The sequence below is a fragment of the Streptomyces sp. NBC_00096 genome (assembly GCF_045041305.1).
Classification (GTDB): domain Bacteria; phylum Actinomycetota; class Actinomycetes; order Streptomycetales; family Streptomycetaceae; genus Streptomyces.
On the sequence record NZ_CP108221.1, the window covers coordinates 5,815,224 to 5,840,995 of the forward strand.

Sequence of the window (25,772 nt, forward strand, 5' to 3'; positions counted from 1 at the left end):
CGCCCCCGACGACCACCCGCCTTCCCCCGGCCGCCACCGGGAGGCGCCCCCTCCCACACCAGGAGACTGACGACGATGGCCGACCGGGTCACGGTGATCGGCTGGGACGGCTCCCCCCTGACCGCGGCCGCGCGCTCCGCGCTCTCCGCGGCCACCCTGGTGGCCGGCGCCGCCCACCACCTCGCGCTCCCCGAAGTCCCGCCCACCGCCGAACGCATCCGGCTCGGCAGCCCGGGCATCGCCGCCGGCCGGATCGCCGGCCACCGCGGCACCGCCGTCGTCCTCGCCGACGGCGACCCCGGCTTCTTCGGTGTCGTACGGGCCCTGCGCGCTCCGGAGCACGGCCTGGAGGTCGAGGTCGTACCGGCCGTGTCCGCCGTCGCCGCCGCCTTCGCCCGCGCCGGGATGCCCTGGGACGACGCCCAGGTCGTCGTCGCCCACCGCCGCACGCTGCGCCGCGCCGTCAACGTCTGCCGGGCCCACCCCAAGGTCGCCGTCATCACCTCGCCCGGCGCCGGCCCCGCCGAGCTGGCCCTGCTGCTCGAAGGCGTGCACCGGACCTTCGTCATCTGCGAGGAACTGGGCACCGACAGGGAACAGGTCACGGTCCTCACCTCCGACAAGGCCGCCGACCACAGTTGGCGCGACCCCAACGTGGTGATCGTCATCGGCGGCGCGGGAGCGCCCGCGGCCGCCGCCGAACAGGCGTGGCTGCTGGGCCAGAGCGCGGCCCAGAGCGGCGGACGGGGCTGGGCCCACCCGCAGATCGACGTGGGAGAAGGGGAGTCCGCGCAACTGCGCGCCGCCCAGCTCGCCCGGCTCGGCCCGCGCACCGGAGACCTCGTCTGGGACATCGGCTCCGGATCCGGAGCCCTCGCCGTGGACGCCGCCGCCCTCGGCGCCGCCGTCATCGCCGTCGACGCCGACCGGATCGCTTGCGAACGCACGACCGCCGCGGCCCGGGCCCGGGGCGTACAGCTCCAGGTCGTCACCGGCCGCGCCCCGCACGTACTGGAGACCCTGCCCGAACCCGACGTGGTCCGCGTCGGCGGCGGAGGCGCCGAGGTGGTCGCCGCCGTGGCCGACCGCCGCCCCGAACGGATCGTCAGCCACGCCTCCACCCGCGACGAGGCGGAAGCCATCGGCCGCGTACTGGCCGAGGGCGGGTACGCCGTCGAGTGCGCGCTGCTCCAGTCCGTCGCCCTGGACACCCGGACCTGGGTCGAACAACAGCGCTCCGTGGTGTTCCTGCTGGCCGCCGAAAGGCCCGTCAACCGCCCGGACAGGAGCTAGCCGCGGGACCGGGGTAGGCTGGCCGATCGTCGCACCGCCCCGGACGATTCGGGCACGCGGCACCGGCAGGACGCGCGACGTGGCGCAGTCCACAGAGGACCGTGGCGGTTATGGCCGCCGAGGTGGCGAACGGGCACGACAATACTTACTGGTTGTCGTGCAGGCGCACGTGAGGCGAAACCGCCGCACGGCAATCCCGTTCTGCAATTCCGCTCGGCGGCCTCGTGGGCGACCGGGCGGTCGAAGAGGCAACACCGATGGGCGAGGGGTACGCATGACTGACACCGGCCAGGTTCCGGGCGAGGGTCTCCCGGACAGCACGGGCATGGTGGATCAGCCGGGCGTCCCCGCCCCGGTTCCCATGCCTTCCCCCGGGACCGGGAGCTACGCCTTCCAGGACCTCGTGGACAACCCGGCCGAGCCGGAGGACGAGGAACTGCTGCTGATGCCGAGCAGCCAGGGAGCGTGGAGCGACCCCCAGGTCGTCCCGCCGGTGCCCGCCTTCCCCGAACCCCTGGCCTATGCGGACGCTCCGTACGCCGACTACCCCGAGTACCAGCAGCCGAACCCGTTGCAGCCGGCCGTCCCGGTCACCGAGGCCCCGGCCGGGTACGAGCCCGTGGGCTACCCGCAGCCGGCCTTCGCCGAGCCGGCCTTCGCCGAGCCGTCGTTCCCCGAGCAGGCGTTCGCGGAGCAGGCGTTCACGGGGCAGCCGTCCTTCCCCGAGCCGGCCTCCTACGGCGCGGGCGCGCACGAGGCGGGCGGCCGGGACTCCGGCGCGCTGGACCTCGGCGGTCTGGTGGCCCCGCAGGCCCAGGCCCCGGTGCCCCCCCTCGCCCCCGCCCCGGTGCGCCGGCCGCTGCACATGGGCCCGCCCGTACCGGAAGTAACCGGGGGAGTCGTACGGTCCCTCGCCGACCGGGGTCCGGCCGCGGCCCCGGCGTCCAACGCCGTGCCCCCGCAGGCCCAGGCTCCGCTCGCCCCGGAGCCCGAGCCCGCGCTCGTACCCGCGCCCGAGCCCGTCTCCGTGCCGAGCACCCCCGCGACGCCGGTCCCGGTGCGCCAGTCCGGGCCGCCGACCGCGGGACCCGAGTACCTGGACCTCCCGCCCGCCGACGCAGCCTCGGCCGCGCCGCAGCCGGTCGAGATCCCGGTGCAGGCCGGGACGCCGTGGACCGTGGAACCGGCTCCGGAGGCCGTGGCGGAGGCCCCGGCGGACGCGGAGCCCGTCGCCGTGCCGGTCGCCGCACCCCTCGCCGCCGCGGAGCCCGAGCCCGCCGTCGCGGCGGAGCCCGTGGCGGTCCCCGTGGCCGAGCCGGTGTTCCCGGCCGAGCCGGTCTCCGAGCCCGCGCCCGTCGCCGTCGCGGAGCCGGAGCCCGTCGTCGTTCCGGAGCCGGAGCCCGTGGCGGAGCCTGTGGTCGCCGCCCCCGAGCCGGTCCTGGCCCTGGCGGAACCCGTCGCGGCCCCCGAGCCCGTGGCCGTGGCCGTCGTAGAGCCGGAGCCGGAGCCCGAGCCGCAGCCCGAGCTCGAGCCGCAGCCTGCGGAAGCCGTGGCCGAGGCCGCCGAGCCGTCGCCGGAGCCCGCTCCCGAGCCCGCCGCCGTGGCGCCGGACCAGGTGGAGGCACCCGTGGAGGCCCTGACGGTCCCCGGGACCGAGCCGGACGCCGAACCCGAGCCCGGAACCCCCTCGGAGCCCGAGGCCGTGGCCGCCGAGCCCGCGGCCACCGAGGCTGCCCCCGGGTACGCCGACGCCGAGCGCGAGGCCGTCCTGCGCGTCATGCGCGAGCGCCGCGACATCCGCAAGGGCTTCCGCAGCGACCCGATCCCGCACGAGGTGCTGCTCCGCGTCCTGGAGGCGGCCCACACCGCGCCCAGCGTCGGCCACTCCCAGCCCTGGGACTTCGTCGTCATCAAGTCCGCCGAGACCCGCCGGACGATGCACGAGCTCGCCGAGCACCAGCGCGAGGCCTACGCGAAGTCGCTCCCGAAGGGCCGCGCCAAGCAGTTCAAGGAACTCAAGATCGAGGCCATCCTCGACACCCCGGTGAACATCGTGGTCACCGCCGACCCCACCCGCGGCGGCCGCCACACCCTCGGCCGGCACACCCAGCCGCAGATGGCCCCGTACTCCTCGGCCCTCGCGGTGGAGAACCTCTGGCTCGCCGCGCGCGCCGAAGGCCTCGGCGTCGGCTGGGTCAGCTTCTTCGACGAGCGCGAGATGGTCCGCGCGCTCGGCCTGCCGGAGCACCTGGAGGTCGTCGCGTACCTGTGCGTCGGCTACGTGGACGAGTTCCCGGAGGAGCCCGAGCTCGCGCAGGCCGGCTGGTCCCAGCGCCGCCCGCTCTCCTGGGTGGTCCACGAGGAGACCTACGGCCGCCGCGCGCTGCCCGGCGAGGAGCCGCACGACCTGCTCTCCGAGACCGTCGCCAGCATCCGCCCGCTGGACGCGAAGGCGCTCGGCGAGGCCTGGGAGCGACAGAAGCGCATGACCAAGCCCGCCGGGGCCCTGGGCATGCTCGAAATCATCTCGGCCCAGCTGTCCGGCCTCTCGAGGGTCTGCCCGCCGCCGATCCCCGAGCCCGCCGCGGTGGCGATCTTCGCGGGTGACCACGGAGTGCACGCCCAGGGCGTCACCCCGTGGCCCCAGGAGGTCACCACGCAGATGGTGGCCAACTTCCTGGGCGGCGGCGCGGTCTGCAACGCCTTCGCCAACCAGGTGGGCGCCGAGGTCTGCGTGATCGACGTCGGCGTCGCCGGCGAGCTCCCGGCCACCCCCGGCCTCCTGCCCCGCAAGATCCGCCCGGGCACGGCCGACCTCTCCGTCGGCCCCGCGATGACCCGCGAGGAAGCCGTCCAGGCCATCGAGGTCGGCATCGAGACCGCCCGCGACCTGGTCGCGGCGGGCAACAAGGCGCTGCTGACCGGAGAGATGGGCATCGCGAACACCACGGTGTCGGCGGCCCTGATCTCCGTCTTCACCGGGGTCGACCCGGCGGAGGTCACCGGCCGGGGCACGGGCATCAACGACGAGACCCACGCCCGCAAGGTAGAGGTCGTACGCCGTGCCCTCGAGCTCCACCAGCCCGACCCGGCCGACCCGATCGGCGTCCTGGCGGCCGTCGGCGGCCTGGAGCACGCGGCGATCGTGGGCCTCCTCCTCGGCGGAGCCTCCCTGCGCACCCCGGTGATCCTGGACGGCGTCAGCGCGGGCGCGGCCGCCCTGGTGGCCCGCGCCATCGCGCCGGAGTCCCTCTCCGCCTGCATCGCGGGCCACCGCAGCGCCGAGCCGGGCCACGTCGCGGCGCTCAACAAGCTCGGCCTGCGCCCGCTGGTCGACCTGGACCTCCGCCTCGGCGAGGGCACGGGCGCCCTGCTGGCCCTCCCCCTGGTCCAGAGCGCGGCCCGCGCGATGCACGAGGTGGCCACCTTCGACTCGGCGGGCGTCACCGAGAAGTAGCGCCCCGGACCTGCCGGCGGGCCCGTACGGACGGCCCCGCCGGCAGCGCCCGGGAGGGGCCGCCCAGTGGCGCCACCCGCGGTGCGGGATGCCGTGGGTGCGCCCGGCCCGGTTCCAGGACGGGCACCCGACCGGCCGTGGTCGTCCACGCACCGGACGCCCGGGGCCATCGGCTGACGACCGCCGTGATGGCCGTGAACGGCGACGCGGAGTTCGACGTGACCCGCCGGCCGCGTCACCTCACCCTCCGGTCCTCCGCCCGGGGTGATCTCCGCCGAGCCCGCCGCGGAGATCACCCCGCTCGACGGACAGGGAAACCCGCTGCCCGCCAAGGAACCGGAGGACCGGTACGGATGCGCGTCGGAGACCTCCAAGGTCTCCCTCCCCGCCCTCGCCCCGTCGGCGGGAACGCAGCGCCCCGGCCCGCCGGAGCCGGCGGCCCCGACCGGTGCCCCTGCCGGAAGAGACGGCTGAGCCGACCGCCCCGGGCAGGGCCGCCGCGGGCCCTCGCGGACCCCAGGGCATGCTTCCGCCCAGGTGGGGCCGTATCTTGGACCATCAGTACCGCACCGCACACCAGTACACCGCCGCTCCAACGCCGTAGCGGCCCACGCAGCCGCCCCCAGGAGCAGCCCCCGCCATGGCCGACACCCCCGCCTACCCCGTCGGACTCCGCCTCGCGGGCCGCCGCGTCGTCGTCGTCGGCGGCGGCCAGGTCGCCCAGCGCCGCCTGCCCGCCCTCATCGCGGCCGGCGCCGACATCCTCCTGATCTCGCCCTCCGCGACCCCCTCCGTGGACGCCATGGCCGGGACCGGCGAGATCCGCTGGGAGCGCCGCCGCTACCAGGACGGCGACCTGGAAGGGGCCTGGTACGCGCTCGTCGCCACCCGCGACAGGTCCGCCAACGACGCCGCCTCCGCCGAGGCCGAGCGCGCGCGGATCTGGTGCGTCCGCGCCGACGACGCCGAAGCCGCCACCGCCTGGACCCCGGCCACCGGCCGCGTGGAGGGCGTCACCGTCGCGGTGCTGAGCGGCAACGACCCCCGGCGCTCCGCCGCCGTCCGCGACGCGGTCGTCGAGGGGCTGCGGGACGGCTCCCTGACGGCCGCCCGCCCCCACACCCCCGGCGTCTCCCTCGTCGGCGGCGGCCCCGGCGACCCGGACCTGATCACGGTCCGCGGCCGCCGCCTCCTCGCCGAAGCCGACGTGGTCATCGCCGACCGCCTCGGCCCCCGCGACCTCCTCGACGAGCTCCCGCCGCACGTCGAGGTCATCGACGCCGCGAAGATTCCGTACGGCCGTTTCATGGCCCAGGAGGCCATCAACGAGGCCCTCATCGAGCACGCCAGGGCCGGCAAGGCCGTGGTCCGGCTCAAGGGCGGGGACCCGTACGTCTTCGGCCGCGGCATGGAGGAGCTCCAGGCCCTCGCCGAGGCCGGCATCGCCTGCACCGTCGTCCCCGGCATCTCCAGCTCCATCTCCGTCCCCGGCGCGGCCGGCATCCCGGTCACGCACCGCGGCGTGGCACACGAGTTCACCGTGGTCAGCGGCCACGTCGGCCCCGACGACCCGCGCTCCCTCGTGGACTGGGCCTCCCTCGCGAAGCTCACCGGCACCCTGGTCATCCTGATGGGCGTGGACAAGATCGGCCTGATCGCCGAGGCGCTGGTCCGGCAGGGCCGGCCCGCCGACACTGCGGTCGCCGTCATCCAGGAGGGCACCACCGCCTCCCAGCGCCGCGTCGACGCCACCCTGGCCACGGTCGGCGAGACCGTCCGGGCCCAGGAGGTGCGGCCTCCCGCCGTCATCGTGATCGGCGACGTCGTGAAGGTCCACCGGCCCGCGGCCGAGTAGCCGACGAGGCCGAGCGGCCGACCGGGCCGAAGGGCCGACCGGGCCGAGCAGGCCACCTCCCCCAACCCAGCAGAGCCGTTGGCACCGCACCCAGGACAAGGCAGTATCACCCTGTGGCTGATCTCATCACCGTCGAGGACCCCGACGACCCGCGCCTGCGCGACTACACGGGCCTGACCGACGTCGAACTCCGGCGCAGGCGCGAGCCCGCGGAAGGTCTCTTCATCGCCGAGGGCGAGAAGGTGATCAGACGTGCCAAGGACGCCGGGTACGAGATGCGCTCCATGCTGCTCTCGGCCAAGTGGGTCGACGTCATGCGCGATGTCATCGACGAGCTCCCGGCCCCGGTCTACGCTGTGAGCCCGGAGCTCGCCGAGCGCGTCACCGGCTACCACGTGCACCGCGGGGCCCTCGCCTCCATGCAGCGCAAGCCGCTGCCCACGGCCGAGGAACTGCTCGCCACCACCCGGCGCGTGGTCATCATGGAGGCGGTGAACGACCACACCAACATCGGCGCCATCTTCCGCAGCGCGGCCGCCCTCGGCATGGACGCGGTGCTGCTCTCGCCGGACTGCGCGGACCCGCTGTACCGGCGTTCCGTCAAGGTCTCCATGGGCGCGGTCTTCTCCGTTCCCTACGCCCGTCTGGAGGCCTGGCCCAAGGGCCTGGACTCGGTCCGCGAGGCCGGCTTCAAGCTGCTCGCCCTCACCCCGCACCAGAAGGCCTCGCCGATCGACGAGGCCGCCCCGCAGACGCTGGACCGGGTCGCGCTGATGCTGGGCGCCGAGGGGGACGGACTGTCGACGCAGGCACTGGTCGCGGCCGACGAGTGGGTACGGATCCCCATGGCGCACGGTGTGGACTCGCTGAACGTGGGCGCGGCCGCGGCCGTCGCCTTCTACGCGGTGGCGAGCGGCCGGCCGTAGGCCGTCCCTTTCGGATCTTGCCGGGCCCGCGTCGCTCAGCCGCCGCCCGTCGGCAGCCAGCAGCCGTGCAGGCCGAGCGGGACCCGGACCGGGACGCGGGCGCGGGCCACGGGGCCGGAGGCAGGGTCCTGGGCCGGGACGACCAGGAACCACGCGGACCCGTCGGTGCGGTCGGTGGCGAAGGTCAGCCAGTAGCCGTGCTCCTCGGAGTCCCGCCCCGGCACCGGTGCGAAGACCGGCTCCCCGACCGACAGGTCCCCGGCATCCCAGACGCGGGCGGTGCCGGTCTCGGTGTCGTGGAAGCGCACGGCGTCGTACTCACCGGGCAGCAGGTCCGTCCGGCCGGTCTCGGCGGCCAGCGCGGCGTGCCGGTGGCGCCGGCCGATGAGCCGGTCGTCGATGCGCGGGAACTCCACCCGGGCGTCGTCCAGCAGGGTCCGGGCCATGGTGCCCGCCACCGGGTCGATGCGCGCCCGTACGAGTCCACCTGTCGCGGGGGCCGCGCCGGGCTCCGGTTCCGCGCCGACGGTCAGCCGGCTCCACTGCACGTAGTCCAGGACCACCGGGGCATCCGGGCCCGGTCCGTCGTCGTACGCGTTCACCGTGTGCCAGAGCCAGAACGCCTCGTCGGCGGCCCAGCGCGGCGGTCCGCCGTCGCGCGGGACGAGGACCACGCGGGTCCCGCGCTCGGGCCGCCAGGAGAGGACCGAGCCGCCCGCCATGGCCGCGGCGAAGTCGAAGAACGCGGGCGCGAGGACGATGACCGCGTAGCGCTCGGTCAGGGCCATGTCGTGGATCATCATCGGCTCGTCCACGCCGTCGACCGGCGTGGGCCCCCGCGTGACCGCACCATCGCGGCCGATGACCGACCAGGTCAGGTACGGCGCCTCCAGGCCGTAACAGAAGACGACCATCTCGCCGGTGAGCGGATCGATCTTGGGGTGGGCGGTGATGCCCATCGGCAGGGCGCCGTCGAAGTCCTCGCGGCCGAGCGTCTCCAAGCCGGCGCCGATCCGGTAGGGGCACTCGGACTCGGCGAGCGCCAGCAGCCGGCCGCCGTGCCGTACGACGTTGATATCGGGCATGTCCCGGAAAGTGCCCGCGAGTTCGGGCCCGACCTGGTCGGCGTCCGGCATGATCATCGATTCCACGCCGCCCCACAGGGCCCGGCCGGCCCGTTCCTCGGCCCGCAGCGCGGGGGTGCTCACGAAGCGGTTGCGGTAGCGTGCGCGGCCCTGCGAGAGCCAGACCCCGTGCAGCATGCCGTCCCCGTCGATGGGGTACAGGTACGAGCCGATCGGGGTGAACCGGGGATTGGGGCCGTTGCGCAGGTACAGACCGTCCAGCTCCGGCGGGATCTCACCGGTCACCTCGAGGTCGGCGACGTCGACCTCCTCGCTCACCGGTGCGAACGAGCCCAGCAGATGGGGAACCCGGGTCGGGTCGAAGCGCGGCGGCGTGTGCGTGTTCACGGGACCTCCCGGGGCGGCTGGCTTCGGTCTCACCCGCACTTCCCAGTGAAACGCCGCGGCCGGGCCGGTGCCAGTCGTCGCGGGGCCGGCTCGTCGCGTCCCCGGCGCGTCGCGGGCCCGGCTCGTCGCGCGCTCAGCAAGATCCGAGAGGGAAGGCCCGGTGCCGCGGCCTTCCCGGCCACAGCACTAGAGCTTCTGGGCGAGCGCGATGCCCAGCGCCACGAGCAACGTCACGACGACGAAGACGATCAGGCGCTGGCGCATCAGCTTCGGGTCCGGCCGCGACGGCCGCCGCCCCGTGCCCGTCGTACGGGGAGCCGGGCGGCCGCCCGTACGCCCGGCGGTGGAGCCGGGGCCCCGCGAGCCGGTCCCGCGCGAGCCGGTGCCCCGTGCCGACGGGGGCCGCGAGTGCGGCCCGCCGGCCGGTCCCTGCCCCTGGGAGTTCCCCTGCGCCTGGGCCGGTCCCGCCCCCAGGTGCCCCGGTACGGGAGTGCCCGCGGTACGGCGCTCCGTACGCTGCTCGGTGTGGCCGGCGTACCCCTCGCCGTACGCGTCGGTGTGCTCGGGCAGCCGCCCGGTCGGCCGCTCGGTCCGGGCCCGCTGCGCCGGCGGACGGCTCTCGCCCAGCCCGTGCGCCTCGCGGGCCGCGATCTCCTTGAGCCGCATCGACAGCTGGAGCGTGCTCGGCCGCTCCTCGGGGTCCTTGGCCAGGCAGGCCCGTACGAGGGGCGCGAGCGCGTCCGGGACGCCCACCAGGTGCGGCTCCTCGTGCACCACGCGGTACAGCATGACCTCGGAACTGCCGTGCCCGAAGGGCGAGTCGGCGGTGGCCGCGTAGGCCAGGGTGGCGCCGAGGGAGAAGACGTCGGTGGCGGGGGTGACGGCGGCCCCGCGCACCTGCTCGGGCGCCAGGAATCCCGGGGAGCCGACGGCCGTTCCCACATGGGTGAGGGTGCTCGCGCCGGTGGCCCAGGCGATCCCGAAGTCGATGATGCGCGGGCCCTTGGGAGACAGAAGAATGTTCGAGGGCTTGAGGTCGCGGTGGACGACCCCCGCCTCGTGCACGGCGACCAGTCCCTCGGAGAGCGCGGCGCCGATGGCGGCGATCTGCGCGGCCGTCAGCGGGCCCTCCTCGGCCACCTTGTCGTGCAGGGAGGGGCCGGGCACGTACTGCGTGGCGAACCAGGGGCGCTCCGCCTCGAGGTCCGCGGCGACCAGGCGCGCGGTGCACCCGCCGCGGATCCGCCGGGCGGCGGACACCTCGCGGGCGAAGCGCGAGCGGAACTCCTGGTCCTCGGCCAGATCCGGCCGGATCACCTTGAGCGCGACGCGCTGGCCGCGCCGGTCGGATCCCAGGTAGACGACGCCCATGCCGCCGGCGCCGAGGCGCCGGTGCAGCCTGAACGAGCCGACGACACGCGGGTCCTCGCGCCGGAGCCGCATCATCGCCATGTCCACCCCGCTGACCGGTCGTCCTGTTGACGTGGCACAGCTTACGGACCATCCGGCATGCGCGCTCAGAGGCCGCGCCCTCGCCGGGGGATTCGATAGTCAGTACGGGGCAGTCCACTTGGGCGATCCCGGGACCACCGGTCGGACGCATGTACGGGAACGTGCGGACCGGCCAAGCCGGGGCGGGGCCACGGGAATTGGGGTACCCGAGGGGGAGCGCGAGTGGGGGTGCCCGCCGTGGGGGCCGATCGCGGCCGGTTGATCTTGGGAGCACCTGGTCGGCGGCGGGGTGTGTACGGGCGGTGACGGAAGTGAGCGAAGTCACCACCCTCCGGTCATCCCCTCCGGGATGACCCTCAGAGCGGGGGAGCGGTCTCCACCCAGGGGAGTACGCGCGAGGTGGCGGCGTCATCCTCCTGGAGGCCCGCCAATGGGTACGAAGGCATGAGGCCAGGAGCCGTTCGCGCACCTAGTGTTGAAGACAAGCGGCGGGTGGTGCACTCGTCCCCCGAGGTCATAGGCCCGCCGCTGCCAAACGACAGGGAGAGGACCATGGCGGACATCGCACGGCAGGGACGCAAGGCATTCGCGTTCAACAGCCATGAGTCCGGCCGTCGCCACCCGCTGGTGGCCGCGGCCATGGTGCTCCCCCTGGCCGCCCTCCTGCTCTTCCTCTTCGGAGGCTTCGACCAGGTGGTGGCACAGGCGTCGTCCGTAAGCGTGATGCTGGGGCGCTGAGCGGCGCCCCGGGCCCAGGAGAGCGGCCTGGGCCGGGACTGTCACCGGCCGAACCCCGTGGGGACGGGGGCTCGGCCGACGGACGGCAGGTGAAGGGTGCTGCGCGTACGGCTGGGGAGCCGGACGCGCAGCACCCTTTTTCATATCCGCCCTCCTGCCCGCGACCCGCTCCGCCCGGCCCGTGCTCCCGGTGGTCCCCGCGTGCCCGCTGCTCCCGGTGCTGCGTACCCTCATCCGGAAGAGCACCCGCCCGGGTGCGGGGCGCGGGGGAGTGACCATGGAGCGGTCGGGGCCGGAGGGAACCGTCCGGCGGCCGCTGCGCCAGGGCGAGCCGCCGGGCGCGGTCACCGTGGAGTCCGCCGATTTCCCGTGGCTGCACGGCCGTTTCGCACCGGAACCAGCCTTCGAGCCGGTCGGAACCAGGTTCGAGGCCGTGCAGGCAACGAGGGCGGCGGAGATCGACGACGAATCCTTCGGCGAGCGCTTCGACGCGGCGTACGCCCCGATCGCCGAGGAGCTGACCTTCCTCTCACCCGCCAGTGCACCCGTGGCGGAGTTCCTGCTCCACATCGACGGCGCCGGGGCGTGGTTCCGCTGGAGCGGGTGAGCGCGGCCGCGCTCGCCGCGTACGCGGGCGCCGGCCCGCGGCAGTACGTACTCCTCGCGGACCGCGACGACGGCACCGTCGTCCGCTGCGGGGACACCGTGGCCAAGGCGCACGCGCCGGACAGCGACCCCGGTGACCTGGCGGTACGGATCCGCATCGCCGGGGACGGCGCGCTGGCCGGGGTGCTGCTGCCCCCGCTGCGGACCGGGCTCGGCCGGGTCGGGGGCCGGCCCGTCTCCCTCTGGCCCTACGGGGCTCCGGTCGACCCCGACCACCCCGAGGACGCCCCCTGGGAGGCCGCCGCCGAGCTCCTGGCCGCCCTGCACCGCACCCCGCTCCACCTCCTCCCGACCCCGCTCCCCCCGATGCGCGGCCCGGCCAAACTCGCCCGCGCCCTCCACCGCCTCGCCACGGCCCACCCACCGGATGACGGGCCCCCCGCACACCTGCCCGCGGCGGGTGCTGCCGCGCACCCGCCCGTGGTCGGGGCTCCCGCGGAAGCTTCCGCGGTGGGGAATCCTGCGCACGTGCCTGTGGTCGGGGCTGCCGCGCACGCTCCTGCGGCGGGGGCTCTCACGCACCCACCCGTGGGCGGGGCTGCGGCGTGTGCGTCTGCGGCGGGGACTGCCGCGCACCCGCCTGCGGCCGGGGCTGCCGAGTATCCGTCTGCGCCGGCGGATCCTGCGCACGCTCCCGTGGCGGGGGATCCCGCGCACGTTCCCACGACTGGGGGGCCCGCGCATCCGTCCGCGGTGGGGGTTGCTGTGCACCCTCCCCTGGCCGGGGTCGCCGGGCATGCTCCCGCGGTCGGGGCTCCCGCGCTCCCGCCTGCGCCAGGGGATCTTGCACACCTGCCCGCGGCGGGGGATCCTGCGCACGCTCCCGTGGCGGGGGATGCCGGGCACTCTCGTGTGGCCGGGTTTCCCGCGCACGGTTCCGGCTCAGGGGGTCCTGTACTCCCGCCCGTGGGTGGGGGTCCCGTGCACCCGCCTGCGGTAGGGGCTCCCGGGCACCCTCGCGTGGTCGGTGCTGCACTGCACGGTTCCGACCCGGGGGGTCCCGTAGCCCCGCCCGCGGGTGGGGGTCTTGTGCGCCCGCCCGGCGTGGGTGCTCCGGCGCACCCGCCCGCCCCCGGGGCTCCCGTGCACCCATCTGCGGCAGGGGCTTCCGCGTACCTGCCCGTGGCGGGGGATCCCGCGCACCTGCCTGTGGTCGGGGCTGCCGCGCACGCTCCCGCGGTGGGGGATCCTGGCCGCGCTCCCGCGGTGGGGGATTCCGGGCAGCCTCGCGTGGTCGGGGGTGCCGCGGGCGGTGCCGGCTCAGGGGGGTCCGTGGCCCCGCCGGTGGGTGGGGGGTTCGTGCACCCGGGGGGTTCCGTGCATGCTCCCGGGGGCGGGAGGGCCGCTGCCGGGCGGGGGGCCGTCGCGGAAGGCAATCGCCGGGGCGACCGGATCTCCATCCCCGTCCCCGTCCCCAACGCCGATCCCGACGACGCCCCTGCCCTGGCCCGGCTCGTCCGGGCCGCCGCGGCGACCCTCCCCGGATGGGTCCGGGGGGAGGGGCCGCCGCCGCCCGGCGGGGTGCTCTGCCACGGCGACCTGCACCTCGGGCAGCTGGTCCGGGGCCCGGACGGGCAGTGGCGGCTCATCGACGTCGACGACCTGGGACTCGGCACGCCCGCCTGGGACCTCGCCCGGCCCGCGGCCTGGTACGCCGCCGGGCTGCTCGACACGGAGACCTGGCTGCGCTTCCTCGACGCCTACCGGGCCGCCGGCGGCCCGGCGGCCGGGCCACCGGGCAGCGACCCCTGGCCGGAACTCGACCTCGCCGCCCGCGCGCTCACCGTCCAGACGGCCGCGCTGGCCCTCGCCAAGGCGGACCGCGAGCGGCGCCGACTCGACGGGGTGGAACGGCTGATGGTGGAGGCCTGTGTCCGAATTGCCTCCCTCCCGCCCGACTTGGAGCGGCGGGCTCCGTCGTAGGGTGAGCCTCACGCCACCGGGTACGCATCCGGTGTCGACGCGAACGGCGAGGAGTTGATCCGGTCATGCAGTGTCCGAAGTGTCACGCGATGATGCACACCTACAACCGCAACGGTGTCCAGATAGAGCAGTGCAGCGGCTGCCGCGGCATCTTCCTCGACTACGGCGAGCTCGAGGCGCTGACCCGTCTGGAGTCCCAGTACACCTCCCAGTACGGCCAGGTCCCCCCGCCCGCCGCACCGCCGGCCCCCGCTCCGTACCCGCAGCAGCACGCGGCCCCCGCGCCCGCCTGGGGCGCCCCGCAGCACGGCGGCTACGGCCACGGCCACCACGGCCACCACAAGAAGGGCGGCTTCGGCCGGATGCTCTTCTCCTCCTGAGGCCACCGGGACGGGGCCCCGGGACCGACCGGGACCCCGCACCCGCCCCCTACGGCACATCGCAGGCACCGCACGCACCGAGCAACGCACTGCACCGCACACGCGAAAGCCCCGGCCGTGGGAACGGCCGGGGCTTTCGGATTCTGGTGCGCGATACTGGGATTGAACCAGTGACCTCTTCCGTGTCAGGGAAGCGCTCTCCCGCTGAGCTAATCGCGCGGGACCACGTTCACGGTGCGAACACCGCAGGTGGTAAGGGTCTAGCGTACTGCGTGCGCGATACTGGGATTGAACCAGTGACCTCTTCCGTGTCAGGGAAGCGCTCTCCCGCTGAGCTAATCGCGCGGGGATCCTTGCGGATCAGTGGACGATACTGGGATTGAACCAGTGACCTCTTCCGTGTCAGGGAAGCGCTCTCCCGCTGAGCTAATCGTCCTTGGAGGTGGAGACGGGATTTGAACCCGTGTAGACGGCTTTGCAGGCCGTTGCCTCGCCTCTCGGCCACTCCACCATGGAGCAAGGGCAGGGGGTCCTCGGGAAGATGATCCCCCACCTCAGAGCGGACGACGAGACTCGAACTCGCGACATCCACCTTGGCAAGGTGGTGCTCTACCAACTGAGCTACGTCCGCAGGTCACCGTGTTCGCTCCGGGGTTTTCCCCCTTCGCTCCCTGGCGACGAGTTGAACTCTAGCGGATTCCCGGGCCAGCTCAAAAACGCGTTTCCGCAGCGTGCTGCCGCTCGATCACCGCCGGTCACCCGGCGGACGCCGCTCCGGCGCCCGCGCGTCACCGGTCATAGACTCGCAGCCGTGCACGACCTGCCTCCCCTCGCCCGCTTCGGCGGCCTTCTCGCGACCGATCTCCGGGATGTCACCAGTGATCCCGCCGCCCTGGACTCCACCGGCTTCTGGGCGGTGACCGCCGATTTCGAAGGCCGATTGGTCTGCGCGCGCTTCGGGGACATACGCCCCGACCCGGTGCCCGCACCCGTCCCCGGTGCCTGGCGCGGCCCCGACGCCGACCAGTGGACCTCCTCGCTCGACCGGACGGCGTACATCGCCGGTGTGAGGCGCATCCGCGAGCACATCGAGGCGGGCGAGGTCTACCAGGCCAACCTCTGCCGCGTGATGTCCGCGCCCCTTCCCGATCCGGCCGGAGCCGACGTGGACGCCCTGACCGCGCTGCTCGCGCGCGGCAACCCGGCCCCGTATGCAGGAACGATTCGGCTGCCGGCCCACGGCGTGGAGGTCGCCACCGCGTCCCCCGAGCTCTACCTGCGCCGCACCGGCCGCCGCGTCGAGTCCGGCCCGATCAAGGGCACCGGCCGCACCGCCGCCGACCTCCTGCCAAAGGACCACGCCGAGAACGTGATGATCGTGGACCTCGTGCGCAACGACCTGGGCCGGGTCTGCGCCACCGGCTCCGTCACCGTCCCCGAGCTGTGCGCGCTCGAGGAGCACCCGGGCCTGGTCCACCTCGTCTCCACCGTGGCCGGTGAGCTCGCCGAGGGCGCCGGCTGGCCCGAGCTGTTCGCGGCCACCTTCCCGCCCGGCTCCGTCACCGGCGCCCCCAAGTCCTCCGCCCTGCGGATCATCGAAGCCCTGGAGACCGCCCCGCGCGGCCCCTACTGCGGCGGCATCGGCTGGGTCGACGCCGACCGCGGCACCGCGGAGCTCGCCGTCGGGATCCGGACCTTCTGGATCGACCGCGAGGTTCCCGGCGGCGCCCGGCTGCTCTTCGGCACCGGAGCCGGGATCACCTGGGGATCCGACCCCGACCGGGAGTGGGCGGAAACCGAACTGAAGGCCGCCCGCCTGCTGCGGGTAGCGTCAGGGACCACCGGACCGGACCGGGCCGCAACGGACCCGGCCGGGACGGACGGATACGAGAGCGGGAGGACCGTACGGTGAGGATCTGGCTCGACGGAGCACTGCGGGACGCCGACGACGCGAAGGTGTCCGTGTTCGACCACGGCCTCACCGTCGGGGACGGGGTCTTCGAGACGCTCAAGGCGGAACGCGGCGCGACCTTCGCGCTCACCAGGCACCTGGAGCGGCTGACCCGCTCCGCCCGCGGCCTCGGGCTGCCGGACCCCGACCTGGACGAGGTGCGCCGCGCCTGCGCCGCCGTGCTGGCGGCCAACCCGCTGCCGCTGGGCCGGCTGCGCGTCACCTACACCGGGGGAGTCTCCCCGCTCGGCTCCGACCGGGGCGAGGCCGGCCCCACGCTGATCGTCGCCCTCGCCGGGGCCACCCGCCGCCCGGACACCACCGCCGTCGTCACCGTGCCGTGGGTCCGCAACGAGCGCTCCGCCGTGATGGGCCTGAAGACCACCTCGTACGCCGAGAACGTCGTCGCGCTCGCCGCCGCCCACCGGGAGGGCGCCTCCGAGGCGCTCTTCGCCAACACCACCGGGCAGCTCTGCGAGGGCACCGGCTCCAATGTGTTCGTCGTCCTCGACGGGCAGCTGCACACCCCGCCGCTGGGCTCCGGCTGCCTCGCCGGCATCACCCGCGCCCTGGTCACCGAGTGGTGCGGGGCCAAGGAGACCGATCTGCCCCTCGAGGCGCTGGAGCGGGCCGAGGAGGTCTTCCTGACCTCCTCGCTGCGCGATGTCCAGGCCGTCGTACGGATCGACGGGCGCGAGCTGGGCTCCGCCCCCGGCCCCGTCACGGCCGAGGCCATGCGGATCTTCGACGCCCGCTCCGCCGGGGACCCCGACCCCCGGTCCTGATCGCGGCCGGACTAGGCGGCTGAACTGGTTGGCCGTACCGGGTGTCCGGACCGGACATCCGGACCGGGCGGCCGGAACAACCCGCTGTCATTCGGACCGCGGGGCGGGTAGAACTCGAGTGATGACCACCACCCTGCGGCCGAGCGGGCCGCTTCAGCAGAGCACCGGCGGGGCGCGCTCGCGCCCGTACGAGATCCGCGTCAACAGCAGGCGCGTCGGCGCCCTGCTGCTGGCCGCCGACACGCCCTTCGGGCCGACGGTCGCGGAGATCCGCGACCTCGCCGTGGACGAGCCCGACCGGCGCCGCGGCCGCGCCACGGTCGCCGCGCTCGCCGCCGAGGAAGTGCTCCGAGGCTGGGGCTGTCGGCGGGTCCGCGTCTCGGTCCCGGCCGGCTCGGCGGGCGGCCTGCGCCTGGCCGCCTCCCTCGGGTACTCCGAGTACAGCCGCAACATGGCCAAGGAGCTCCCGGCCGGGCCGCCCGCCCTGTCCTCGGGGGTCAGCGGCCGCCCGATGACGGAGGCCGAGTTCGAGGCCTGGCTCGCCGCCGCGCTGGAGAGCTACGCGCAGAGCTGGATCAGCCGCGGCATGCCGGCCGAAGCCGCGCACACGAAGTCGGCGAACGACCACGCGTCCATGCTGCCCCGGGGCCTGGCCACGGAAGGTGTCAGCCTCTCGGTCCTGGAGGCGGCCGGCGTGCCCGTCGGCACCGTCTGGGTCGCGCCGAACGGGGAGGACTCGTACGTCTTCGACGTGGCGGTGGCCGAGGAGCACCGGGGTCGCGGCCACGGCCGGGACCTGATGCTCCTCGCGGAACGCACCGCCCTCGTCGCCGGCCACCGGGTGCTGGCACTGCACGTCTTCACCGACAACGTCCCGGCCCTGCGGCTCTACGAGTCCCTGGGCTACCGGACCACCGACTTCAACCACGCCAAGGACCTGATCTAGGCGCTGGCGGCCTACGGGGCCAGCAGCCGGTCCGTGATCTCCTCGATGCGGCCGCGCAGGCCCTCCTGGCTCTTGCCGCCGTCGAGGCGCTGCCCGTCGATCACGTAGGTCGGCGTGCCGGTCACGCCGATCGCCTTGCCCTCGGCCTGGTCGGCGTCCACGATCAGGATGTGCCGGCCGTCGATCAGGGCGGTGTCGAACTCCTCGGCGTCCAGGCCGAGTTCACGCGCCACGTCGACGAGTACGGATTCGCCCGCCTTGCCCAGCTCCGCGGTGCGGGCCAGCACGGCCTCCACGTACGGCCAGCCCTGCCCCTGCTCGGCGGCCTCCTCCGCGGCCTGCGCGGCGGCGAAGGCGTGCTTGTGCTTCTCCAGCGGGAAGTGACGCAGCCGGATGTCCAGCCGGTCGCCGTAGCGGGCCCGCAGGGCGCGTACGTCGTCCAGGGCGCTGTGGCAGTCCGGGCACTGAAGTTCGCACCAGACGTCGAGGATCACGGAATCGGTCATGCGGACAGTCTCCCAGCCCCCGCGGACGGGCACCGACCGGGACCTCGGGAGGAGACGGGACCCGGAGATGTCCCGGAGATCCGCCCGAGGCGGGCTCGGGCCGTGGCCAGGGCCGTGGTCACCGGTGCAGGATGGACAGGGACAGAACGCCCGGCCCGCCCGGCCGGGTCCGACCGACCGCACTGCTCCTGGAGGCCCGCATGCTCGCCGAGACCATCTGCTCCGCGGTGTCCGCGGCAGGCCTGGGCCTCGCCGCGGTGACCGCCTACCGCAAGCGATTCCTCGCGGCCACCCGGATCGCGGCCTACTCGCTGGTGCCCGTAGGTCTGGTCATGACGGGCGTCGTGGGGTGGCTGACCGGGATCGTCTTCAAACCGACCGTCTGGGTCGGCTTCGGCGTACTGGGACTGGCCTGGCTGCTCTTCATGACCACCCGCGCGATAGAGCGGCGCGGGCTCGGCTCGGGCGAGGAGCCGGCGGAGCGGCCGAAGGCCGCCAAGGGCCGCCCGGCCCGCGAGGCCGTCGCCCCGGCCGCCTCCGCGCCCGCCCCGGGGACCGGCGCCCGCCCGGGAGCGACCCCGGCCGCCGCCCCGGGCGAGGACTTCTCCGACATCGAGGCGATCCTCAAGAAGCACGGCATATGACATCGGCACCCGTTGCCGCAAGGATTCGGGCCGGGAACCACCTGATCTGACGGGATCCGGTGAACTCAGGCGTGACATCTGGCGTGTTGAGCGGTGCGCGCTGCTCCGCTGCGCCATCATCGCCCCGACATGCTCGACACACCGCAGGGTGAGCCGGCCGTTCCCGCCCCGGTCACCGTCCCCGTTGCCGAGGAGCCGAGAGGCTGCCTCTTCGCGCTCTCCCAGCCGCCCCTGATGATCTTCCTAGGTGCGATCGGGAGCTTGCTGCTGCTCGCCGCCGTACACGATCTCTTCCTGCTCTGAGCCCGCCCCGGACTTGCGGCGGGCCCGGTACGCCGCCACGTGCAGCCGGTTCCCGCAGGTACGGCTGTCGCAGTAGCGCCGGGAGCGGTTGCGGGACAGGTCGACGAAGGCCCGTCGGCAGTCGGGGGCCTCGCAGCGGCGCAGCCGCTCCTGCTCGCCCGAAACCACGATGAACGCCAGCGCCATGCCGCCGTCGGCCGCCAGGTGGTCGCCCACCGAGGCGCCCGGCGCGAAGTAGTGCACGTGCCAGTCGTAGCCGTCGTGGTTGGTCAGCTGCGGGGTGGTGCCGGCCGTCGCGACCAGCTCGTTGATCAGTGCGGCGGCCACGCGCGAGCTCGGCGTCGCGAAGATCTGGGCGAATTTGCCGCGCACCGTCCGTACGCCCGCGAGATCGCGGGCGCTGAGCTCGCCGACGTCGCTGATCGCGTACTCGTGGACGAAGGTGCGCAGCGCGTTCACGTCCGCGAGCCCGTCGGAATGCTCCGTCTCGGCCGTGGTGTTCACCAGCGCGACGACGACGTCGAGCGCGCGACGGGTGTCGTGGGGGATCTGCACGGGTTCTCCCTGGAGGGCCGGGCCTGCGGTGACGGGTCTGCCGCCGCCGCTGGCCGACTCTAGCGGGTCGCCCCCAAGCGCACCGGCGCCGTCCGCGCGGGTGGCTCCCGCGTGAACAGCGCCGGCACTTCCGTATGTGGTTGTCCGCCGTGCACCGTCGCCCCGAGTCGGACGGTGTCGTGCGGCCCCCGGCCGGGGCCGGGAGAGGGTTCCCTCTGTAGGCCTGGCTCAGGATTCGGCCAGGATGTGGGAGAGCTCCTTGTCGAGGTCGAAGTGCCGGTGTTCGGTTCCTGGTGGAACCGCGGCGTCCGTCCGCTTGAGGAACGACTCCAGTGCTCGGGCGGGTGCTTCGAGCAGTGCTTCTCCCTCCGGTGAGCTCAGGGCGATGCAGACGACTCCCTGACCGTGACTGCGGGACGGCCATACGCGGACGTCGCCGGTACCGGTGGGCCGGTGAAGGCCCTCGGCGAGGAGGTCGCGGGCGAATACCCATTCGACCGTCTCCTCGGCGCCGGTGTGGAAGGTGGCGTGCACGGCGTAGGGATCGGCCGTGTCATACCGCAGGCCCGCGGGAACAGGCAGTGAGGACTCGCTCGACACAACGAGGCGCAGGTGCAGCTCGCAGCTGACCGTGGTGTTCATAAGCGCCAGGGCCTTTCGCTCAGTGTGCGCTCGGGGATTCGCACGTCGGCGAAATCGACATGCCACCTACGGTGCCGTTGTAAACCCCTCTGACCGTTTTGCGGACCTCTGGGTCCCTCGGACGGCGGATCCAAACAGCCATTCACGTGTGCTGCGGGCTCCGGTAGATTCGACCCCATGAACACGGGGAGTGACCGCGAGACCAACGAGTCCGCGACCGAATCCGCAGCCGATTCCGCAGCCGGCGCCTCTTCCGCCGCGGCGGAGGAGGCGCCGCACGTCTCGAAGGCGCCCGCCTTCATCAAGGCCCGCCGGGGGCTGCACCTGAGCTGGCAGGTCGGCGTCTTCGTCGTCGGCCTCGCCGTCATTGGTGCGGGCATCGCGATGCTGGTCCTGCCCGGCCCGGGCTGGGTCGCGATCTTCGCCGGCCTGGCGATCTGGGCCACCGAATTCGCCTGGGCCCACCTCGCCCTGCGCTGGACAAAGCGCAAGGTCAGCGAGGCCGCGCAGAAGGCACTGGACCCCAGGGTGCGCCGCCGCAACATCATCCTGACCAGCGTCGGGCTCGTCATCGCGGGCGCCCTGATCGGCTTCTACCTGTGGAAGTACGGGCTCGTCCTGCCCTGGAACATCAAGGACCAGTGAGCCCGCCCGTCCATGCGCCCGTCCATGCGCCCGGCCACGTGCCTGCCCGCGTGCCCGCCCATGGCGAAGAGCACCGCTGACATGCGGTAATGTTTGCGGTGCGTCCGGGCGATTAGCTCAGTGGGAGAGCACTTCGTTCACACCGAAGGGGTCACTGGTTCGAACCCAGTATCGCCCACCCGGACCAGAGGCCCGGAGACTTTCACAGTCTCCGGGCCTCTGGCGTTTTCACCCGTCCGGCCCACCCCCGGGGACTCCGTCCGGGTCACCTCAGCCGACCGATCGCCTCCCGCAGCCGCCGGGCGTCGCGCAGCCGCTTCTCGTACGTGGCCCCCACCGCGAGCAGCAGGACCCCCGCCAGCGCCGGCGGCAGCCAGCGGGGCAGCGCGTCCACCACCTGGATCACGTACGGGGTCAGCTCGTGCAGCGCCACCGCCGCCAGCGTCGCCCCGCCCAGCAGCAGCGGGGCCCGGAGCCGGCCGCGGGCCCCGGCCAGGGTCACCGCGAGCGCGCCCGCCCCCAGCAGCAGCGGCCGCAGCCAGTGCGGGTCGCCCCACACCGCGAGGGTGCTCGGCAGCAGGGTTGCCGCCAGACCGGGTCCGTACGCCGTCCAGGACGGGGCCAGCGGATCCCGCCGCCGCCGTACGAAGCCCACCGCCAGCGCCGCCGCCGTCACCGGCAGGGTGTACGCCTCGGGCACCGTGACCCCCGACGCGGCGAGCCGCACCCAGCTCGCCGCCAGGAACAGCGCCCCGGCCGGCCAGCCCGCGGCCGAGCGCCGCTCGGGCCGGACCGCCGCCCCCGCGCACACCACCCCGGCCAGCGCCAGGACCAGCGAGAGCACCGGCGCGTCCGTGGCGGCCAGGGCCACCGCGAGGAGTCCCGTGGCGGCCGCGGCGGCTTCCGCCGGGGCCCGTACGCCACCGAGCCGGGGCCCGAGCGCCGCCACCGCCGCCGGGACCACCAGTACCGGGAGGGCCCACCGGGCCACCGGCAGCTCCAGCAGCGCGCCCAGCGCCACCGCGATGAGCGCGGCGTACCCGACGGCGAGCGCCGCCGCCCCGGTACGGGCCCACGCCGGGCCGCGCCGGTACGCCGCTCCCGCCGCGCAGGCCGCTCCCAGCAGCCCCAACACCAGGAAGGTGGCCAGCCGGCCGTCCAGGGCCGCCACGGACACGCTCCCGGCCCCCGTCAGCGCGCAGCCGCCCGCCGCGAAACGGGGTCCGGCCGCGACACGGGCTCCGGCCGCGGGACCGCGGCCTGCCGCGGGCCGGTGTCCCGCCGCAAGGCCACCACCGGAGCCGCCGGCCGTGCCCGCGGCCGGAGCCGTGCCCGCAGCCGCAGCCGCAGCCGCAGCCGCAGCCGTGTCCGCGGCCGCGGTGGTGCCCGCGGTAGTGCCTGCGGCCGCAGCCGTACCTGCAGCTGTGGCCGTGCGCGCAGCCGCGGCCGTATTCGCGGCCGTGTGCGTGCCCACGGCAGTGCCCGCCGCCGCCGTGCCCGTGCCCGCCGCCGCAGCCGTGCCCGCGGCCGGAGCCGCAGCCGGGCCCGTGGGTCGGAGTGCGAGTGCACCCGCCGCCAGGGTCACCAGGAGCTGGGCCGCGAAGACCGCCCCCGGCGTCGCCGGGCAGAGGACCGCCGGGGCCGTGAACAGTGCCGCCCAGCCCAGGAGCACCGCGGCCACCCCCGGCTCCGGGCGGCCCGGCAGCACCCGGACCAGCCACCAGGCGGCCCCGGCCGTCAGCAGCAGCACCACCAGCGGAGCCGCCCCCAGCGCGGTCCCGGCCGCCGGGGCGGGCGCCGTCGCCGACCACACCTCCTCCAGCACCCGCAGCCGGCCCACCAGCACCGTCGCCACCCAGGCCGCGGCCGACACCGCCTGGAGGGCGGCCACCCCCGCACCGGCCCACGCGAGCCCGTGGCGCACCGCAGCCGGGAGCGCCGGCACCCGTAGGGCCCCCAGCAGGGGCAGCGCCACCACCAGGTAGGCCACCGCCGCCCACGCCGGGCGCAGCTGCTGCGCCGCCGGCCCGCCCAGCGCCGCCACCGCCGCCAGGGCCCCGGCCGCCGCGCACACCGACGCCGCTCCGGCCGCCCGCCACGCCACCGCCACGGCCAGCACGGCCACCGCCGCCAGCAGCGCCGAGGAGCCCAGCGCCGCGCCCGTCGATCCCGCGGCCACCGACTCCGCCAGGCCCGTCAGCAGCGCCGCGGCGCCCGCCACCGAGCCCACCGGCCCCGCCCAGCGGGACAGGCGCCCCGGCCTGAACAGCGTGAGCCCCGCGTCCAGCGCGGCCGTCCCCAGCAGCGCCCAGCCCAGGTCCGGACCCGCCGCCCCGGCGGCCACCGCCGCCAGCGGCAACGGGAGCTGCGCCGCCAGCAACGCCGCGGGCAGCGGGATCCGCAGCGCCGCCAGGCCCCGCCCGTAGGCCGCCCACACCGCGGCCAGCACCGCCGCCGCCCCCGCCGCGTACGCCGTGCCGTCCGTCCCCGGCATGCCGACGGCGTACAGCGCGTACGCGTCCAGCACCGTCAGCAGCAGACCGACCGCGGCCACCGCCTCGGCGGTCGATCTCAGCCCCCGGCGCAGCAGGACCGCGGGGAGGCCCAGGGCCGCCGCCGTCACCGCGGCGAGCACCGCGCTGCGCCCGGCGATGCCCAGGGAACCCCAGCTGACCAGCGTGAACGCCAGCGCCGCGACCGCCAGCAGCACCGCGCCGAGGATCAGCAGCACGTTCTGCGCGCCGGGCGCCGAGGCCTCCGGGCCCGGCCCCGGTACCCGCCCGGGCCGGGGCGGTTGGGCCTGCACGCCCCAGGCCAAGGGGGCCCGGCCGCGCAGCAGCCACTCCCGGCGGCTCAGCAAATAGTGGCGCCGGGCATCGAGTTGAAGCAGTTCGCGGTCGATGAGCAGCAGCTCTTCGCCCGGCGGCAGGGGGTTCTCCATGGTTGGCAGTGTGGTGCCGGTCACGCCCCCGGAACATGGGTGCGCGTACTCATCTCGGGGTGGGATCCGCCTGAGTACCGGATGCGCGCCCCCGCCGCGCGCAAGACTGGAGGCATGGACCGAACCAGCCGCAGCGCAGGCCCCGGCACCGGCACCCGTAAGACGAGCCCAGGCACGGCAGGCTCCGGCAGCTCCCACGACCGCTGGACCCGCTACCGCTTCCGCGAGGTGTGGGACCTCGACGCCACGCCCGCCCGCGTCTACGCCACCCTGGCGCGCCCCGAGTCGTACCCCCTGTGGTGGCCCCAGATCCGCGCGGTCGCCCCCGTCGGCGACGGCCGCAGCGGCACCGCCCTCATCCGCTCCGCCCTCCCGTACACCTTGCGCGTGACCGCCGAGGAACTCCTGCGCGACCCCGTGCGCGGGATCCTGGAGGTCGCCCTGCGCGGGGACCTGGAGGGTTGGGCGCGATGGACCGTACGTCCGCGGCCCGGCGGCGCGCGGGCCCTGTACGAGCAGGAGGTCGAGGTGCACCGCCCGCTCATGCGGTGGCTCGCGCTCCCCGGCAGGCCGGTGTTCCGGCTCAACCACGCCCTGATGATGCGGGCCGGCCGGCGCGGGCTCGCCGCGCATCTGGCGGCCGGACCGGAAGCGGTTTGAACCAGCCCCGAGCCTTCTGTATTGTTCAGTCCGTTCCCGGGCGATTAGCTCAGCGGGAGAGCACTTCGTTCACACCGAAGGGGTCACTGGTTCGATCCCAGTATCGCCCACCGGGACAGGCCGGTCCGTCTTCTGACGGACCGGCCTTCCGCATGTACGGGGACCTTCGCGCGGGGTCCGCTCAGGCCGCCGCGGGCAGTTCCGGCCGCAGCGGCCAGTGCGGATCCACCGGCTCCGGCGTCCCCTGCCGCGCGAACCACGCCTGCAGTCCCCGCGCCTGCGCCGCGTGCCACACCTGCTGGAGCGTGTGCAGCTCGGCCGGGGTCAGCCGCTCCAGGCGGCCCGCGAACCGGCGCCCCACCGCCCGTACGAGCTCCAGCGAGGCCAGCGCGTCCGCGCCCGCGTCATGGGCCGCCTCCAGTTCTATCCCGTAGTGCGCGCACAGGTCCGTCAGCGTGCGCCGCCCCTTGCGGTAGCGGTCCAGATGCTTGTCCAGCACCCGCGGATCCAGCACCGTCAGCGGCCGGTTGTCCAGGTAGCGCGCCAGCGAGGACGCCCGGTGCCGGCGCAACTCCCGGTCCAGCAGCGTCAGATCGAACGGCGCGTTCATCACCACCACCGGCCGGCCCGCCACCTGCTGCTCCCCGAGCGCGCGGGCTATCTCCTCCACCACCGGCGCGGGCCACCGCCCGTTGCGCTGGAGGTGCTCATCGGTCAGACCGTGCACTTCCGTGGCCCCCGGAGGTACCGGGATGCCGGGATTGACCAGCCAGCGCGTCGAGCGGACCCGGCCGCCCGCGCACTCCTGCACGATGAGCGCGGCGGACACGATCCGGTCCCGTTCCACGTCCACCCCGGTCGTCTCCGTGTCGAATGCGGCCAGCGGGCCCTCGTACCAGCGTGTCATGGCGAACTCCTCGTCACCCGTCGGCAGATGGGGCGCACCCGGGCACCGCGCCCCAGGCCCCGCCACCCTTGCCCGAATCGGTGATACCCGGGCTCTTTGCCCCGTACGCCGTTTGCGGCACGCCG

The 25,772-nt window shown here is 74.8% G+C and carries 22 protein-coding genes and 7 tRNA genes; 17 read left to right on the forward strand and 12 right to left on the reverse strand.

Translation table 11 applies throughout. The features are described from left to right. Nucleotides 1–75: 75 nt before the first annotated feature. The 5 genes from cbiE to OG904_RS25755 all read left to right on the forward strand — a co-directional run bounded on the left by cbiE (nucleotide 76) and on the right by OG904_RS25755 (nucleotide 7,531). Entirely contained in the window at nucleotides 76–1,293 is a 1,218-nt protein-coding gene (gene cbiE, locus OG904_RS25735; RefSeq protein WP_405494835.1) for a precorrin-6y C5,15-methyltransferase (decarboxylating) subunit CbiE, read from the forward strand. Between the two features lie 274 nt (nucleotides 1,294–1,567). Then, complete coding sequence (gene cobT, locus OG904_RS25740; protein ID WP_405494837.1) at nucleotides 1,568–4,750, forward strand: nicotinate-nucleotide--dimethylbenzimidazole phosphoribosyltransferase; 3,183 nt, start codon at nucleotides 1,568–1,570, stop codon at nucleotides 4,748–4,750. 264 nt (nucleotides 4,751–5,014) lie between these two features. Next, nucleotides 5,015–5,224, forward strand: coding sequence for a hypothetical protein (locus OG904_RS25745; protein ID WP_405494839.1), 210 nt, complete (start codon nucleotides 5,015–5,017; stop codon nucleotides 5,222–5,224). 166 nt (nucleotides 5,225–5,390) lie between these two features. Then, nucleotides 5,391–6,605, forward strand: coding sequence for a uroporphyrinogen-III C-methyltransferase (gene cobA, locus OG904_RS25750; protein ID WP_405494841.1), 1,215 nt, complete (start codon nucleotides 5,391–5,393; stop codon nucleotides 6,603–6,605). A gap of 113 nt (nucleotides 6,606–6,718) precedes the next feature. Further along, nucleotides 6,719–7,531, forward strand: coding sequence for a TrmH family RNA methyltransferase (locus OG904_RS25755; protein ID WP_399382086.1), 813 nt, complete (start codon nucleotides 6,719–6,721; stop codon nucleotides 7,529–7,531). Nucleotides 7,532–7,566: 35 nt separating this feature from the next. Here the strand turns inward: OG904_RS25755 and OG904_RS25760 are convergent, their stop codons facing one another. Together OG904_RS25760 and OG904_RS25765 are read right to left on the reverse strand one after the other, a co-directional pair. Next, nucleotides 7,567–9,003: a carotenoid oxygenase family protein gene (locus tag OG904_RS25760; RefSeq protein ID WP_405494843.1), complete on the reverse strand. Its 1,437-nt coding sequence runs from the start codon at nucleotides 9,001–9,003 to the stop codon at nucleotides 7,567–7,569. Nucleotides 9,004–9,189: 186 nt separating this feature from the next. Further along, nucleotides 9,190–10,455, reverse strand: coding sequence for a protein kinase domain-containing protein (locus OG904_RS25765; RefSeq protein WP_405494845.1), 1,266 nt, complete (start codon nucleotides 10,453–10,455; stop codon nucleotides 9,190–9,192). Between the two features lie 552 nt (nucleotides 10,456–11,007). Here OG904_RS25765 and OG904_RS25770 point away from each other — a divergent pair. From OG904_RS25770 to OG904_RS25785, 4 genes are all read left to right on the forward strand, one after another. Continuing rightward, nucleotides 11,008–11,193 (forward strand): hypothetical protein, encoded by a 186-nt coding sequence (locus OG904_RS25770; protein WP_266876567.1) that lies wholly within the window; start codon nucleotides 11,008–11,010, stop codon nucleotides 11,191–11,193. Nucleotides 11,194–11,470: 277 nt separating this feature from the next. Beyond that, nucleotides 11,471–11,800: a hypothetical protein gene (locus OG904_RS25775; protein WP_405494847.1), complete on the forward strand. Its 330-nt coding sequence runs from the start codon at nucleotides 11,471–11,473 to the stop codon at nucleotides 11,798–11,800. Nucleotides 11,801–12,888: 1,088 nt separating this feature from the next. After that, nucleotides 12,889–13,782 (forward strand): phosphotransferase family protein, encoded by an 894-nt coding sequence (locus OG904_RS25780; protein ID WP_405494849.1) that lies wholly within the window; start codon nucleotides 12,889–12,891, stop codon nucleotides 13,780–13,782. A gap of 65 nt (nucleotides 13,783–13,847) precedes the next feature. After that, complete coding sequence (locus OG904_RS25785; RefSeq protein ID WP_328297688.1) at nucleotides 13,848–14,162, forward strand: zf-TFIIB domain-containing protein; 315 nt, start codon at nucleotides 13,848–13,850, stop codon at nucleotides 14,160–14,162. A gap of 144 nt (nucleotides 14,163–14,306) precedes the next feature. On the opposite strand, the gene OG904_RS25790 is transcribed toward OG904_RS25785, so the two are convergent. From OG904_RS25790 to OG904_RS25810, 5 genes are all read right to left on the reverse strand, one after another. Next, nucleotides 14,307–14,381: transfer RNA gene (locus tag OG904_RS25790), tRNA-Val, on the reverse strand. A gap of 54 nt (nucleotides 14,382–14,435) precedes the next feature. Further along, nucleotides 14,436–14,507, reverse strand: a tRNA-Val gene (locus OG904_RS25795). Nucleotides 14,508–14,526: 19 nt separating this feature from the next. After that, a tRNA-Val gene (locus tag OG904_RS25800) sits at nucleotides 14,527–14,598 on the reverse strand. A gap of 1 nt (nucleotide 14,599) precedes the next feature. Beyond that, nucleotides 14,600–14,673: transfer RNA gene (locus tag OG904_RS25805), tRNA-Cys, on the reverse strand. Nucleotides 14,674–14,720: 47 nt separating this feature from the next. Next, nucleotides 14,721–14,793: transfer RNA gene (locus tag OG904_RS25810), tRNA-Gly, on the reverse strand. Nucleotides 14,794–14,973: 180 nt separating this feature from the next. Here OG904_RS25810 and OG904_RS25815 point away from each other — a divergent pair. From OG904_RS25815 to OG904_RS25825, 3 genes are all read left to right on the forward strand, one after another. After that, the gene (locus OG904_RS25815) at nucleotides 14,974–16,074 is read left to right on the forward strand and encodes a chorismate-binding protein (RefSeq protein ID WP_405494851.1); all 1,101 of its coding nucleotides are present in this window, start codon (nucleotides 14,974–14,976) and stop codon (nucleotides 16,072–16,074) included. Continuing rightward, on the forward strand, nucleotides 16,071–16,898 hold the full coding sequence (locus tag OG904_RS25820) for an aminotransferase class IV (protein ID WP_405494853.1): 828 nt from the start codon (nucleotides 16,071–16,073) through the stop codon (nucleotides 16,896–16,898). Before OG904_RS25815 ends, OG904_RS25820 begins: the two co-directional genes overlap by 4 nt. A 121-nt stretch (nucleotides 16,899–17,019) precedes the next feature. Further along, the gene (locus OG904_RS25825) at nucleotides 17,020–17,844 is read left to right on the forward strand and encodes a GNAT family N-acetyltransferase (protein ID WP_405494855.1); all 825 of its coding nucleotides are present in this window, start codon (nucleotides 17,020–17,022) and stop codon (nucleotides 17,842–17,844) included. 11 nt (nucleotides 17,845–17,855) lie between these two features. Here OG904_RS25825 and OG904_RS25830 read toward each other — a convergent pair whose 3' ends face one another. After that, nucleotides 17,856–18,350 (reverse strand): DsbA family protein, encoded by a 495-nt coding sequence (locus OG904_RS25830; protein WP_405494857.1) that lies wholly within the window; start codon nucleotides 18,348–18,350, stop codon nucleotides 17,856–17,858. A 200-nt stretch (nucleotides 18,351–18,550) separates the two neighbouring features. Here OG904_RS25830 and OG904_RS25835 point away from each other — a divergent pair, with 200 nt between their 5' ends. Further along, on the forward strand, nucleotides 18,551–18,994 hold the full coding sequence (locus tag OG904_RS25835; RefSeq protein ID WP_405498272.1) for a hypothetical protein: 444 nt from the start codon (nucleotides 18,551–18,553) through the stop codon (nucleotides 18,992–18,994). A gap of 243 nt (nucleotides 18,995–19,237) precedes the next feature. On the opposite strand, the gene OG904_RS25840 is transcribed toward OG904_RS25835, so the two are convergent. Both OG904_RS25840 and OG904_RS25845 read right to left on the reverse strand, forming a co-directional pair. After that, nucleotides 19,238–19,852, reverse strand: a complete 615-nt coding sequence (locus OG904_RS25840; RefSeq protein ID WP_405494859.1) for a CGNR zinc finger domain-containing protein — start codon at nucleotides 19,850–19,852, stop codon at nucleotides 19,238–19,240. A gap of 228 nt (nucleotides 19,853–20,080) precedes the next feature. Further along, nucleotides 20,081–20,494 carry an SsgA family sporulation/cell division regulator gene (locus OG904_RS25845; protein ID WP_030011909.1) on the reverse strand — a complete coding sequence of 138 codons (414 nt, stop codon included), beginning with the start codon at nucleotides 20,492–20,494 and terminating at the stop codon, nucleotides 20,081–20,083. Between the two features lie 177 nt (nucleotides 20,495–20,671). On the opposite strand from OG904_RS25845, the gene OG904_RS25850 reads away from it, so the two are divergent. Both OG904_RS25850 and OG904_RS25855 read left to right on the forward strand, forming a co-directional pair. Then, nucleotides 20,672–21,139: a TIGR02611 family protein gene (locus tag OG904_RS25850; protein ID WP_405494861.1), complete on the forward strand. Its 468-nt coding sequence runs from the start codon at nucleotides 20,672–20,674 to the stop codon at nucleotides 21,137–21,139. A gap of 106 nt (nucleotides 21,140–21,245) precedes the next feature. Next, nucleotides 21,246–21,317, forward strand: a tRNA-Val gene (locus OG904_RS25855). A gap of 87 nt (nucleotides 21,318–21,404) precedes the next feature. Here OG904_RS25855 and OG904_RS25860 read toward each other — a convergent pair. Further along, nucleotides 21,405–24,080, reverse strand: coding sequence for an SCO7613 C-terminal domain-containing membrane protein (locus OG904_RS25860; RefSeq protein ID WP_405494863.1), 2,676 nt, complete (start codon nucleotides 24,078–24,080; stop codon nucleotides 21,405–21,407). A 114-nt stretch (nucleotides 24,081–24,194) separates the two neighbouring features. On the opposite strand from OG904_RS25860, the gene OG904_RS25865 reads away from it, so the two are divergent. Next, complete coding sequence (locus OG904_RS25865) at nucleotides 24,195–24,740, forward strand: SRPBCC family protein (RefSeq protein WP_405494865.1); 546 nt, start codon at nucleotides 24,195–24,197, stop codon at nucleotides 24,738–24,740. 38 nt (nucleotides 24,741–24,778) lie between these two features. Next, nucleotides 24,779–24,850: transfer RNA gene (locus OG904_RS25870), tRNA-Val, on the forward strand. Nucleotides 24,851–24,921: 71 nt separating this feature from the next. Here OG904_RS25870 and OG904_RS25875 read toward each other — a convergent pair. Next, complete coding sequence (locus OG904_RS25875; RefSeq protein ID WP_405494867.1) at nucleotides 24,922–25,647, reverse strand: 3'-5' exonuclease; 726 nt, start codon at nucleotides 25,645–25,647, stop codon at nucleotides 24,922–24,924. Nucleotides 25,648–25,772 lie beyond the last annotated feature (125 nt).